The 13,383-nt window shown below is 65.2% G+C and carries 12 protein-coding genes; 9 read left to right on the top strand and 3 right to left on the bottom strand.

The features are described from left to right. Nucleotides 1-4: 4 nt before the first annotated feature. Nucleotides 5-1,180 carry a DUF7544 domain-containing protein gene (locus NGM29_RS17085; RefSeq protein ID WP_254157944.1) on the bottom strand — a complete coding sequence of 392 codons (1,176 nt, stop codon included), beginning with the start codon at nt 1,178-1,180 and terminating at the stop codon, nt 5-7. A gap of 362 nt (nt 1,181-1,542) precedes the next feature. Here NGM29_RS17085 and NGM29_RS17080 point away from each other — a divergent pair, with 362 nt between their 5' ends. The 7 genes from NGM29_RS17080 to NGM29_RS17050 all read left to right on the top strand — a co-directional run bounded on the left by NGM29_RS17080 (nt 1,543) and on the right by NGM29_RS17050 (nt 8,594). Then, a complete protein-coding gene (locus tag NGM29_RS17080; RefSeq protein ID WP_254157942.1) occupies nt 1,543-2,361 on the top strand; it encodes an RIO1 family regulatory kinase/ATPase domain-containing protein in 819 nt (272 codons plus the stop codon). A 182-nt stretch (nt 2,362-2,543) separates the two neighbouring features. Continuing rightward, the gene (locus tag NGM29_RS17075) at nt 2,544-4,079 is read left to right on the top strand and encodes an aldehyde dehydrogenase family protein (protein WP_254157940.1); all 1,536 of its coding nucleotides are present in this window, start codon (nt 2,544-2,546) and stop codon (nt 4,077-4,079) included. Between the two features lie 389 nt (nt 4,080-4,468). Then, complete coding sequence (locus tag NGM29_RS17070; RefSeq protein WP_254157939.1) at nt 4,469-4,843, top strand: DUF7344 domain-containing protein; 375 nt, start codon at nt 4,469-4,471, stop codon at nt 4,841-4,843. Between the two features lie 69 nt (nt 4,844-4,912). Beyond that, complete coding sequence (locus NGM29_RS17065; protein ID WP_254157937.1) at nt 4,913-5,617, top strand: DICT sensory domain-containing protein; 705 nt, start codon at nt 4,913-4,915, stop codon at nt 5,615-5,617. Nucleotides 5,618-5,735: 118 nt separating this feature from the next. Further along, on the top strand, nt 5,736-6,197 hold the full coding sequence (locus NGM29_RS17060) for a pyridoxamine 5'-phosphate oxidase family protein (RefSeq protein WP_254157935.1): 462 nt from the start codon (nt 5,736-5,738) through the stop codon (nt 6,195-6,197). A 253-nt stretch (nt 6,198-6,450) separates the two neighbouring features. Beyond that, complete coding sequence (locus NGM29_RS17055; protein WP_254157933.1) at nt 6,451-7,152, top strand: phosphoglycerol geranylgeranyltransferase; 702 nt, start codon at nt 6,451-6,453, stop codon at nt 7,150-7,152. A gap of 95 nt (nt 7,153-7,247) precedes the next feature. Continuing rightward, nucleotides 7,248-8,594, top strand: a complete 1,347-nt coding sequence (locus NGM29_RS17050; RefSeq protein WP_254157931.1) for a cytochrome P450 — start codon at nt 7,248-7,250, stop codon at nt 8,592-8,594. Nucleotides 8,595-8,620: 26 nt separating this feature from the next. Here the strand turns inward: NGM29_RS17050 and NGM29_RS17045 are convergent, their stop codons facing one another. Further along, nucleotides 8,621-9,103 carry a cupin domain-containing protein gene (locus NGM29_RS17045; RefSeq protein WP_254157929.1) on the bottom strand — a complete coding sequence of 161 codons (483 nt, stop codon included), beginning with the start codon at nt 9,101-9,103 and terminating at the stop codon, nt 8,621-8,623. Nucleotides 9,104-9,215: 112 nt separating this feature from the next. Here NGM29_RS17045 and aspS point away from each other — a divergent pair, with 112 nt between their 5' ends. Continuing rightward, nucleotides 9,216-10,520 carry an aspartate--tRNA(Asn) ligase gene (gene aspS, locus NGM29_RS17040; RefSeq protein ID WP_254157927.1) on the top strand — a complete coding sequence of 435 codons (1,305 nt, stop codon included), beginning with the start codon at nt 9,216-9,218 and terminating at the stop codon, nt 10,518-10,520. A 338-nt stretch (nt 10,521-10,858) separates the two neighbouring features. Here aspS and NGM29_RS17035 read toward each other — a convergent pair whose 3' ends face one another. Continuing rightward, nucleotides 10,859-12,244, bottom strand: coding sequence for a sialidase family protein (locus tag NGM29_RS17035; RefSeq protein WP_254157925.1), 1,386 nt, complete (start codon nt 12,242-12,244; stop codon nt 10,859-10,861). 226 nt (nt 12,245-12,470) lie between these two features. Here NGM29_RS17035 and NGM29_RS17030 point away from each other — a divergent pair, with 226 nt between their 5' ends. Further along, nucleotides 12,471-13,298 carry a pantoate kinase gene (locus NGM29_RS17030; RefSeq protein ID WP_254157923.1) on the top strand — a complete coding sequence of 276 codons (828 nt, stop codon included), beginning with the start codon at nt 12,471-12,473 and terminating at the stop codon, nt 13,296-13,298. Nucleotides 13,299-13,383 lie beyond the last annotated feature (85 nt).

Here is a 13,383-nt window from a genome sequence, read left to right as displayed (position 1 = left end):
GGGGTTACCAGCCGCGATCCTGATCCTGGTCCCGATCCTCGTCGTCGTCACTTCCGCTGTCGAATCGCCAGCCGTCGTCGTCGCCGTTCGCATCGTCGTCCCAGGCACTCGAGTCGTTCCAATCGTCGCCGTCGGATCCGCCACTCGAGCCGGAGCCGGGGCCGACGGGCCCGCCCGTCCGAACCGCGTTTCGCCGCTCCGGGATCAGATCGAGGTCCGGGCTCGTGTCGCCGAGCAGGAGGAAGCCGTAGTACCGGAAGTACGAATCGATGGGGACGCGGAGCAAAAGCGCGGCCAGGAAGATACAGAGGAGGCCGACGATTCCGACCAGGACCGCGAGGTAGATGGCCGGGCCGCCGACGACGACGAAGATTGCCCCGACGACCACGAACGGAATCGCGACGACCACGGCGACGATGGCGGCCAGGATCCCGTAGCCGAAGCTCACCACGAGCTGCAAGATCCACACGAGGATCACGTAGACCGCGTACTCCGCCAGGTTCGAGCGGAGCGTCGGCAGGAACCGACTCCAGGCGGCGAGCACCCCGCGGTCCTCGAGCACCATGATCTGGGTGACGAAGATCGTGGTGAAGCGGTTGACGAGTGCGTACGCGAGCCCCAGGACGATCGCGCCGAAGACGTACAGGGCGCCGAGGGCGGCGAGGCCCGCCGAGAACTCGGTCACGCTCGCCACCACATACACGATTGGGACGACGAGGGGAACGAGCAGCGCGAGCAACAACGCGAGACGAAAGCCGAACAGTCGCAGGCCGTCCCCGAGGTGGCTCCGTGTGTACCGCCTGACCTCGACGGCCTCCGTCCGGAGCGATTCGATGAAGACGAACTCCATGATCGACCCCACCAGCACGTAGAGGAGCCAGAGGAGGAACAGACCGACGACGAGGGCAGCGACGGCGTACAGCACCGTCTCGAACAGAGGACCGTCGGTGACCTGCGACTCGTACTCGGCCTCGAGGTCCGCGAGGGAGTCGATGTCGGTGCCAGTCGCCCCCTCCGGCGCGGTGTCCGTGCCGGTCGAGGGTGCTCCCGGTCCACCGAAGGTAGCCCCACCGATGAAAAAGAGGATCAGGGCCAATTTGAGCCACGTGCCGGCGTCGATCGGCGTCAGTCGGTCCCGCGTGACGTCGATTGCGTCGCCGAGGTCGTCGATTGCGTACATGGTTTTCTGGAGCTACGTGTTGGGACTGTAAAATAGTGCCGTCATCGAGGCGGCATAATCCGGTCTCACAGCGAACTGAGAGTGGTGGACGGGCAAGGGACGTGTGTTTGGCCCTCTCACGATCGCATCGGCGTCGTTTCGGTCGGCGATCCCGCTTGCACCCGGCCCGCCCGAAGCAGTCGCCGTGGTAGCCTCCTTCGCCTCGAGCGGTCTACGTGCGCCACCGACGATACGGCCCCCGAGTCCGGTCTCGGCGGAGCGGTCGTCGAGTGCTGGCGCGGGCCCGGGCCAGGCCACCCGAATCCGGCAATGGACCGCCGGGGCCGGGAGGCATTTATGACCGTCGCGTCTGTACCACCGGTATGGACATCCGCCAGCTCGCTCGCGGTACGGTCGAGTGGGATCGACTCGAGCGAGTCGTCCGAACCCTGGCGGACCGATACGACCTCGAGGACGTTCGCGTCGACTTCTTCGAGGCCGACAACTGGCTCTCGACGCCGTGCGTACTCGACGACGAGTACTTCGTCAAAATCGTCTCGCGACAGAACGCCCTCGTCCACGGACTGCTGACCACCGGGCGCAACGTCGGCGCGTTCTCCTCGGGAACGGAGGGCTTTTTCGACCGATTCGAGACACCCCGCGAGATGGTCGAACACGAGTTCGAGGCGACCCGGCGAATGCGCGAGATCGGTCTCAACGCGCCGCGTCCGATCGACGCCTTCGAGGTGAACGGCCTCGGCGTCCTCGTCCTCGAGTACCTCCCCGACTTTCGAACGCTCGACGAACTCACGGACGACGAGTTCCGCGACGTCTCCTCGACGCTCTTCGAGATGCTCCGGACGCTCCACGACCACGGACTCGCCCACGGCGACCTCCGGGCGGAGAACGTCCTCCTGCTCGAGGGGGACCTCTACTTCATCGACGCGACGAGCGTGAACGAGGGCCGGGTTCGCGAGACGAGGGCGTACGACCTCGCGTGTGCGCTCGCGATGCTCGAGCCGCGAATCGGGGCTCGAGCGGCCGTCTCCGCGGCCGCGGGCGTTTACGACGCGGAGACGCTGCTGTCGGCGCGGTCCTTCCTCGACTTCGTCAGGTTGCGCCCGGATCACGAGTTCGACTCGACGCAGTTGCGAAGCGAAGTCGAGAAGGTCGCCGACATCGGCTATCCCGGTGATAGCTGACGATCCGTCCTGGCAGGGTTCCGCCGCCCGGGATTTGTTTTAGCCGGATTCCGCTGCTCGAGAGCCGTCGGTGAGCGACCACCAAGTACCAACCACCCGAAGTCGGCGGCCTCGACGCACACTCGATCGCCCGCCTCGAGTAGCAGGCTTTTTCATACCGCTCGGCGAAAATATTGCCGAACATGAGTCAAGACGATCCTTCGCAGACGTACGGCCACTACGTCGGTGGCGAGTGGACCGACGGGGCCGGCGACGACACCTTCGAGAGTCAGAACCCGGCGACGGGCGAGACGCTCGCCGAGTTCCACCGCGGAACCGAGGCCGATGTCGACGCCGCGCTCAAGGCCGCCGACGAGGCGTTTGACGAGTGGCGGGAACTCTCCTACATCGACCGCGCGGAGTACCTCTGGGACATCTACCACGAAATGCGCGACCGGACCGACGAACTCGCCGAGATCGTCACGAAAGAGTGCGGCAAGGAAATCTCCGAGGGGCGTGCAGACGTCGTCGAGGCCTACCACATGGTCGAGTGGGCCGCGGGCAACGCTCGTCACCCGCACGGGGACGTCGTCCCGAGCGAAGTCGGCGCGAAGGACGCCTACATGCGCCGCAAGCCGCGGGGCGTCATCGGTTGCATCACCCCGTGGAACTTCCCGGTCGCCATCCCGTTCTGGCACATGGCCATCGCGCTGGTCGAAGGCAACACCGTCGTCTGGAAGCCCGCCGAGCAGACGCCGTGGTGCGGCCAGATCATCGCCGAGATGATGGAAGACGCCGGCGTCCCCGAGGGCGTCTTCAACATGGTGCAGGGCTTCGGCGACGCCGGGGCCTCGATCGTCGACGACTCCCGGGTCGACACCGTCCTCTTTACTGGCTCCGCCGAGGTCGGCCACGAGATCGCCGGCAAGGTCGGCGGCGAACCCGGCAAACTCGCGGCCTGCGAGATGGGCGGGAAGAACGGCATCGTCATCACCGAAAACGCCGACCTCGACATTGCCGTCCACTCGGCGGTCATGTCGAGTTTCAAGACCACCGGCCAGCGCTGCGTCTCGAGTGAGCGCCTGATCGTCCACGAGGAGGTCTACGACGAGTTCAAGGAGCGCTACGTCGAACTCGCAGAGAGCGTCGCCGTCGGCGACCCGCTCGACGAGAACACGTTCATGGGCCCGGCGATCGAACCGGAGCACGTCGAGAAGATCCACAAACACAACGAGTTGGCGGAGAAGGAGGGCGCCGAGGTCCTGGTCGACCGCGCCGACCTCGAGGCCGACGAGATTCCCGACGGTCACGAGGACGGGAACTGGGTCGGCCCGTTCGTCTACGAGATCGAGTACGACACTGACCTGCGCTGTCTGAAAGAGGAGTGTTTCGGTCCCCACGTCGCCCTGCTGAAGTACTCGGGTGACATCGAGGAGGCCGTCGAGATCCACAACGACACGCCCTACGGACTTGCGGGCGCGATCATCTCCGAGGACTACCGGCAGATCAACTACTTCCGCGACCGCGCCGAAATCGGGCTGGCGTACGCCAACCTACCGTGTATCGGTGCGGAGGTCCAGCTCCCCTTCGGTGGCGTGAAGAAATCCGGAAACGGCTACCCCTCCGCTCGCGAGGCTATCGAGGCCGTCACCGAGCGCACTGCCTGGACGCTGAACAACTCGAAAGAGATCCAGATGGCCCAGGGGCTCTCGGCGGACATCACGACCCAGGACGACTAGGCTGTTCCAGACCTGAATGCTGGACGAAACCGGATTCGAGTACCGGTTTCTCGGCAGGCGACGCCCTGGAGAGCACTAGCGGTTCATCTGACCGAACGAAAGCGTCGAACTGACGGCCCCCTTCTATTCTCACCCACGAATCGGTAGGGAATGAGCCGTCGTACCCCTTCTCGAGGTCGGTTTCGGGTCCTGCGCGCGTTCCAGTATTATTTACGTGTCTCGTTTACGTGTCCGACCGAGAACGTCACGTGTGGCGGGGAAATCGCTTATTGCGTGTCGTCTGTAATATCCGCGTGTTAACAGGCCACGCGATCCCTGGCGTCCACAGAACAACCTGGTGAATAACGGTCGAACACTGATCCACGCTCGCACACGATGCCGGTGAATACATGCCCGAAGACGAACCCGCGATAGACGAGGAAGACTACGTCGAAACGGCACCGCTACTGGCCAGCGATTCGTTCTATCGAGCCCTCGTCGAACGCCCCCGTCGACGCGTGCTCTACTACCTGCTCGAGCGCGAGGAGTGTTCGGTCGACGAACTGGCGGACGTCCTCGCCGGGTGGGAGACGACGACCGAAACGATGGTCGCTCCCGACCGACGTCGCCAGCACGAACTCTCGCTGGTCCACAGGCACCTCCCCCTGCTCTCGGAGGCCGGGCTGGTAGCGTACGATAGCGAGAGCGGGGAGATCTCGCTCGTGACCGTTCCGGAGCCGGCGAAGGCGCTCGTCCGTCGCGCGATCGAAGTCGAGACCGCGTAGTCGTCGGAATGCCACCGTCGCACCTCGAGCGACCGGTTTCGGAACCCACCACCACTACATCGACGGCCCATGCTCGATACCTACATCGAAGCGGTCGAAGAAGGGCGTAAGTGGCTCACTGTCTACAGCCACGCTGACTCGACGGATCTTTCGGACCGACTCGCCGCGCGAAACGCGACGGTCATCACCCGGCGGCTGCCGCCTCGCGGGCCGCCGCCGTTCGTCACCATTCACGACGGACCGACCTTCGTCGGTGCGGTCAGCCTCGAAACCCTAGAGGAACTGCTCGCGCCGCCGGTAATTCGCCCGACGGATCGGACGGGCCTGTCCGAGGGGTACCGCGCACTCCTCGAGGTGCTTGAGGAGACGCTGTTTACCGCCCTCGATCGCCGACAGCTGCTGGCGACCAGCCGCGAAATCGAGGACCGGGCCTTCCGAGTCGGCCGTGGAACGGTTCGCGTCGGCTTCCAGCGGCTGTCGGCCTTCGAACAGCAGGTGCCGCTTTACCGACGACTCGGCGAGGAAACCGACCTCGACATTCACGTCTACGGCCGCCCGGACTGGGAGCCGCCGTTGCTCGAGAACGTACGCTACCACCGGGACGAAGAAGGCGTCCTCGAACCGTTCTGGTGTCTGGCGTACGACGGCGGCGAGGACCCGATGCAGGCGTGTGCGCTCGTGGCCCGCGAACGCGAGTCGGGGTTCCTCGGGTTCTGGACGTACGATCCCGACCTGGTCGGGGAAATTCTGGAGGCACTCGAGTCGATCGGATGAGTTTGAAGTCCGCTCACCGAAAGTCTGCTCGAGGTGTGGTTCACGGTCGCCTGCACGAATAGCTTTAGCCTCACTCGTCGTTCGTTCACGAAGACGACCGGCAACGCGTCTCCCGACCATGGACCACATCGACTACGCTTACACCTTCGGGATGGATGCGGACGCACTCGAGGCGCGACTCCGGGAAACCGAAACAGGCGTGCTCGCACTCTCGAGGGGGAACGAAAGCTACGCGTTTCCAGTGGCTCATCACTACGACGGCGAAGCCCTCTACTTCCGTCTCGGGGTAACCGAAGGGAGCGAGAAACGGGCGTTTCTGGAAGCGACCGAGACGGCGTGTTACGTCGTTTACGGGACGAAGACGACCGACAACCCGCGAGAGATCGACTCCTGGAGCGTCCTCGTTACCGGCCAACTTAGCGAGGTCCCGGCGTCGGAACGCGACCGGTTCGATACGGCGCAGATCAACCGGAACTTCTCGCCCATACGTGTGTTCGACGAAGCGATCGACGAGATCGAGATTACGATCGTCGAACTCGAAATCGACGCGATAACCGGACGGGCGACCGGGAACGGTTGACGGAGCGCCGTTCTCGAGAGAAGTATGGAAGATGAACTATCGTATCAGTAGTTACTATGATATCTATACTAAAATCCGTGCCTCGAGTGGTCATCGAGCCCGTACTCACTCGAGGACGTTCCACGTCTGGCGCGATCACGCAATACCCTCGCGACGTCTTTCGATCGTGGCCGACAGCAGGCGAACTCGAGCGATCCAGTGTGAGAACCGGCGATTCGCAGAACTTTTGCTCGAGACCGAGAAACGGGTCGGTATGACTGCACCCTGGGCGGACTGGAACCACATCCTCAAACTCGACCCCGACAAGGACTTGCCCGAGGGCGTGACCTACGGCGACCTCTGTGCGACCGGCACCGACGCCATCGAGGTCGGCGGGACGATGGGGATGACCGAAGAGAACATGACGGCCGTCATCGAGGCCTGCGCCGAGCACGACGTGCCGCTCTACCAGGAGCCCTCGAACCCGAGCGTCGTCGTCGAGAACGACGGCCTCGAGGGCTACCTCATCCCAACCGTGTTCAACGCCGGGTCGCCATTCTGGATCACCGGCGCCCACAAGGAGTGGGTCCGCCTGGAGGGCGACCTCGAGTGGGATCGAACGTACATGGAGGCCTACATCGTCATGAACCCCGAGGCGGACGTGGCGACGCTGACGGAGGCCGACTGCGACCTCGCAGCGGACGACGTGGCCGCCTACGCCACCATCGCCGAGCAGATGTTCGGCCAGGAGATCGTCTACGTCGAGTACTCGGGCACCTACGGCGAGGAGTCGGTCGTCGAGGCGGCCGCGGAGAGCCTCAAGGAGTCGGCGCTGTTCTACGGCGGCGGCATCCACGACTACGATTCGGCACACCGGATGGCCACCCACGCGGACGTGATCGTCGTCGGCAACCTCGCACACGACGAGGGCGTGGACGCGGTTCGCGAGACGGTGAAAGCGGCTAACGACGCCTGATCGGCGGACGGCGATCGCCCTCGAGTCCATCCGCTCTCGACCTCGCGCGACGCCTGGACGATAAAAGGTAACCCGTCAGCCTTCCTAACTACCGTATGGCCCCATCGACACACTCGACCGACCGCAGACGACCGCCCGGCCCCGACGGCCTCCCCTACGTCGGGACACAGCTCTCCTTCCTCCGTCGACCCTACGAGTTCATGACCGAGACGGCCCGCGAGTACGGGGACATCGTCTCCTGGGACGACCCCATCGGCCCCGTCTACCAGCTCAACCACCCCGACTACATCGAGCACGTCCTGGTCGCGAACAACCAGCACTACGTCAAGGGAAGCCTGTTCCAGAACACCCTCCGACCGATCACCGGCAACGGAATCCTCAACAGCGAGGGCGCGGTCTGGCGACGCAACCGTCACCTCCTCCAGCCGGCGTTTCACCCGGACCGGATCCGGGAGTACGCGACGATGATGACCGACATCGGCCTCGAGACGACCGATTTCTGGACCGACGGCGAGACAGTCCCGTTCCACGAGGAGATGTCGACGCTCACGCTCAGGATCGTCGCTCGGGCGCTCTTCGGCGTCGGCATCGACGAACGTCTCGGCGTCGTCTCCTCGGCACTCGACGACTTCATGCTGGCCTCCGAGACCCTCTCACACTACATCCTGCCGCCGGGAATCCCGACGCCCTCGAGACGGCGGATCGAGCGCGCACGCGAGCGCCTCGATTCGCTGATCTACGACCTCATCGACGAACGGCGGGCGAACGCGACCGAGAGCGACGTCATCTCGAAACTGCTCAAGGTGGAGACCGAGGGCGGCGACCGACTCTCGGACGAGCAGATCCGCGACGAGGTGACGACCCTCCTGCTCGCGGGCCACGAGACGACCGCGCTCTCGCTGACCTTCACGGCGTACTTACTCTCGACTCACCCCACCGTGGAGCGACGGCTGGTCGAGGAACTCGGGACCGTCCTGGAGGGCGAACCGCCGACGATGGCCGATCTCGAGGACCTGACCTACACCGAGCGCGTCGTCGAGGAGTCGATGCGGCTGTACCCGCCGGTCCCGAGTATCGTCCGCGAGGCGGTCAAGCCGGACCTGGTCGGCGGCTACGAGATTCCGCCGGGGGCGACCGTCCAGATGCACCAGTGGGTCGTTCACCGGGACCCGCGGTGGTACGACGATCCGCTGGCGTTCCGACCCGACCGCTGGACTGACGAGATGCGATCTGCGTTACCGAAACTGGCCTACTTCCCGTTCTCCGCCGGACCACGGCGCTGTATCGGCGATCGATTTGCGATGCTCGAAGCGCGGCTCGTATTGGCGACGATCTATCAGCGCCACCATCTCGAGCTGGTTCCCGGCACAGAACTAGACCTGATGGCGACGATCACGGCGCGGCCCAGGAAAGAGATCCCGATGACGATTCGGGAGCGGTAGCCCACCTGGGGTCCGCTGGCGGCGCGTTAGGCGTCCTCGTCCCAGTACTCGACCTCGTCCTCGAGCCGGTAGTAGCCGTGGACCGACCGTTCGTCGCGCCCGCCGGGCGGCGAGCCGGCGTAGACGCCGATCTTTCCCATTTCTGGATAGACCGTCACGTCCGGCTCGTTCATCGTCGAGAATAGCAGGTACCGGAGCGGTTCGTCGCCGTCGTTGACGATCCGATGGCCGCCCGCTCCGCTCGCCGGAAACGCCGTGAAGTCGCCGGTCTCGAGCGGAACGGGCCCGTCTTCACACCGGAGCGTCCCTTCGCCGTCCAGGACGAACAGCGCCTCCTCGTTGCCGGTGTGGTAGTGGTACGGCCACGAGCGCTCGCCCGCCGGGAGTTCGTAGAGGCTACAGCCGAGGTCGGTGGCGTCGGCGGCTTCCGAGAGCTGTTTCCGTCGGAATCGTGCGTCGCCACGGTCGTACTCGGTCCACTCGAGGTCGGATTCGTTGATCGTTGGCATACAGTGTCTTCCGGTACGAGCGGGAGTGTCAAAAATGAGAACGGGCAGAGTCTCGTTTCCGACTCGAGCACGAAAGATTGCGCTTAAGTCCCGGCTACGAGAATCGGTGGGTATGCAGGACCGAACCTACACGGCAGACGCCGAGCCAGGCGACCACGTGACGGTCGCCGGCTGGGTCCACGAGGTACGCGACCTCGGCGGAATCGCCTTCCTGATCCTCCGGGACACCTCGGGCAAGATCCAGGTTAAGTTCGAGAAGGACGAGATGAACGAGGACCTCGTCGAGACCGGCCTCGACGTCGCCCGCGAGAGCGTCATCAGCGTCACCGGCGAGGTCGCCGAGGAACCCCGCGCGCCAACGGGCGTCGAGATTACCCCCGAGAACCTCGAGGTCGTCGCACCCGCCGACCCACAGCTCCCGCTCGATCCCTCCGAGAAGGTCGACGCGGAGCTCTCGACGCGACTCGACAACCGAACGCTCGACCTCCGCAAGGACGACGTGCAGGCAATTTTCGAGATCCGCGCCGAGATTCTGCGGGCCGCCCGCGAGCACTTCCGCGAGGTCGGCTGTACGGAGATCACGACGCCGAAGATCGTCGCCACCGGGACCGAGGGCGGCACCGAACTCTTCCCCATCACGTACTTCGGCGAGGAGGCGTTCATGAACCAGAGCCCGCAGCTGTTCAAACAGCTGATGGCCGGCTCCAACCTCGAGCGCGTCTTCGAGATCGGGCCGATCTTCCGTGCCGAGGAGCACAACACGCCCCGGCACCTCAACGAGGCGACCTCGATCGACTTCGAGGGGGCCTTTTGCGACCACACCGACGCGATGGACGTTGTCGAGGGCGTCGTCAAGGCGGCCTACGAGGCCGTCTCGGCGAACTGTGCCGACCAGCTCGAGGCGCTGGACCTCGCCGACGAGTTCGACCTGCCGGAGGGCGACTTCCCGCGACTCACCTACGAGGAGGCCATCGAGCGGATCAACGCGACGGGCGAACTCGACGAGCAGCTGGTCTGGGGCGACGACCTCCCGACCGAGGGCGAGAAGGCCCTGGGGGCGGACGTCGGCGGCCACTACTTTATCACCGACTGGCCCAGCGAGATCAAGCCGTTCTACATCATGGACCACGAGGACGACGAACAGCTCTCGACCGGGTTCGACCTGATGCACCCCGACATGGAGCTGGTATCGGGTGGTCAGCGCGAGCACCGCTACGAGGAACTCGTCGCCGGATTCGAACAGCAGGGCCTCGACCCCGACCAGTTCGAGTACTACACGAAGATGTTCAAGTACGGCATGCCGCCCCACGCCGGGTTCGGCCTCGGTGGCGAGCGCCTGGTCATGACGATGCTGGGGCTCGAGAACATTCGAGAGGCTGTGCTGTTCCCACGAGACCGACAGCGACTCTCGCCATAGGCGAGGTCGAAGTCCGGCGAGTGGGTGTTCGCAGGATCAAAGATCCTGCGTTATTCCCACGAGACCGGCAGCGTCTGTCGCCGTAGGACGAAGACCTGGGAGCCAGCGAGACGAGCGAAGCGACGTCTCGCCGGACCGACAGCGGCTGAGCCCGTACGGGCTCGCCGAAGTCAGTCGAGCGGTACTTTGCATATCGAGATTGTCACCGTCCACCGCTACGAGCGAGGTGTCTCGACGCGCGCGAGATCGTGACTTCTCCTCTCAGAAATTGGCCCATCCTCTCAGGATTCGGTCCTCGAGGCTTCGTCTCCGGCGTTTCGAGCAGGAACTGGAACCGGTCACTGCCGCTCGAGCACAGTCCCACCTTCTCCGACGGCAACTGCCCGGCCAGCACCGATCGCGACACCGTAGAGGGGGCCGCTCGCGCCGGTCACGACGTGCTCCCAGTCGGCCGTGAGGTCGGGACGATCGTAGACGCCGCCCTGATCGTTGATCGCCACGAGGTGGCTCCCTGCTCGAGCGATGGCCGTGATCGCGTCGTCGCCGACGCGGTCGGGCGTCCACGTGGACGGGGGCTCCTCGTATCGGTAGACGAAGCCGGCGTCGGTGCTCGCGTGGCATGCTGTTTCCTCTCCCTCGCCCTCACCGTTGCCCGCCACGACGTCGGTCAACGTCCCCTCCGATCCGTCGATGCCGATCGCGTCGAACGTGCGGCCGCCGTCGTCGGTCCGAAACACGCCGTCGTTGGTGTCACAGCAGAACCCGGTCTCGGCGTCGCGCAAAGTCACGCCGGACAGGCTCGAGCCGCTGCCGGGCGTGACGGGTTCAGCCCACGCGAGGTCGCCGTCCCGGTATCGGCCCCTGACGACCGCTCCCGACCCGGTGATCAGGAGGACGGTCTCGTCGCCGGTCGCGCCCGCAGCGGCCAGGCCGGTCAAGTTGTCGGTCCGGTCGTCCGGGGCGGAGAAGTCCGTGTGGCGCCCGGTTGCCATCTCGAGGCGGGCGACCGCGCCGCCGTCGCCGGCGATCCAGGCTACGCCGCCGTCGTCCGTCACGTCGACGCCGTAGAGGTCCTGATCCTGGCCGGCGGGACCGTGCTCGAGGACTGCTTCCCACCCGTCGTCGGTGGCCAGGAGGACCGTGCCGCCGGTTCCGACAGCGACGGCGCCCGTGCCGACGGCGACGTCGCAGAGGGTGGCGTCTGTCGGGCTGTCGACGGTGGTCCAGTTTGCCTTCTCGGGACGGCTCGAGGTGCCATCGGCGTCAGTGTCTGCGTTGCTGTCCGTATCGGCGTCAGTATCCACAGCGCTGTTCATGTCGGTGTCAGTGTCCGAATCGGCATCTGCGTTCGTGTACTCGTCAGCGTCCGAACTGGCACCGGTAGACGTCCCCGTCCCCGAGTTCGTTTCAACCGCCCGTGTCGACTGTGTGTTTCCGCCGCTCGAGCCCGGTTCGGGCCGGTCGGCACGCGGGTCGGTTTTCGCCCTCGATCGAGACACCTCGTCGTCAGTCGCGGTCACGGCCCCGGATCGGCGTCCGCGAGCGACGTAGAGCGCAATCGGTGGAACGACATAACTGGCGAGCGCCAGGACGGCGAACCCGCGGTAGTAGATGGTCAGTGTACCGAAGGCGGTCAATCCGGCCGTCGCGACGGCGTGGACCCAGGTCTTCGTATACCGTCTGAAGAACGCGCCAAAATTGTCGGTCTTCGTGTTCGTGACCATCGTGAGGGGTGGCTGGACGGGTCGCCCGGTTCGAGGTTCGGAGCTCGAGGTACGAATGTCAGGCTCGGTCGCGGCGACGTTTCCCCCGGAAGCGAGGCGACTCACCCAGTCGTCGTACCGGTACTGGGCGCTCGGGACGGAAAAGCCACGCCCATGTGTTTGCCGGAACGGCCCCTGTTGGGCAGAATCTTCAACGTTATATCCGCCGGGCCGAAACGACGACCGTATGCGCGAGGAGGCGACGGCGTTCGTTCCCGGCCACATCACCGGGTTTTTCAGCGCCCACCCGGACGACGACCCGACGAAAGCCGGCTCTCGAGGCGCGGGGCTGACGCTGACCGACGGCGTCGACGTGACGGTGACGCGGGCCGACGAACCAGCCATCTCCCTCGAGGGCGAGCGCGTCGACATCGACCCCGTCTACACGGTACTCGAGACGCTCGAGGCGCCGGCACGAGTCGACGTCGAGGCCTCGCTCCCGCTCGGATCCGGATTCGGCATCTCCGGGGCGACGGCACTGGGTGCGGCGCTGGCCGCCAATCACGTTTTCGATCGACGCCTCTCGTACAACGAACTGGTGACGCTCGCCCACGGTGCGGAGGTCCAGGCCGGGACTGGACTCGGCGACGTCGTCGCCCAGGCCCACGGAGGGATTCCAATTCGGCTCGAACCGGGCGCGCCAGCCCACAACGTTCTGGACGCGATCCCCGCACGGGCACGCGTAGAATACCTCTCGTTCGGTGGGCTGTCGACGGCTGACGTCATTACGGGCGACACGGAGGTACTGTCGGCGGCCGGGCAAGAGGCGCTCTCGCTGGTCGTCGACGAACCGACGCTCACGTCGTTCATCTACGCCTCTCGCCGGTTCGCCCGCGAGGCAGGATTGCTCACCGACGAGGTACGGGACGTGCTCGAGGCCGTCGCGGACGTCGAGGGCCAGGCGTCGATGGCGATGCTCGGCAATACGGTGTTCGCGCTCGGCACGGGTCTGTCGGATGCGGGCTACGAGCCGTCGGTGTGTGGGACCCACTCGGCCGGTGCCGTGTTGAAGTGACGGAGCTCGGTCACTGAAGGCGTCTCGAGGTGGGGTTACGTTCTCTGGTCTTATCTCGAGAGGGATTCCGTTCATCGATACCGTC

The organism is Natronosalvus rutilus, from assembly GCF_024204665.1.
GTDB classification, from domain to species: Archaea; Halobacteriota; Halobacteria; order Halobacteriales; family Natrialbaceae; genus Natronosalvus; species Natronosalvus rutilus.
Note: the sequence above shows the minus strand (reverse complement) of the source record. Positions and strands in the feature narration are given on the sequence as shown.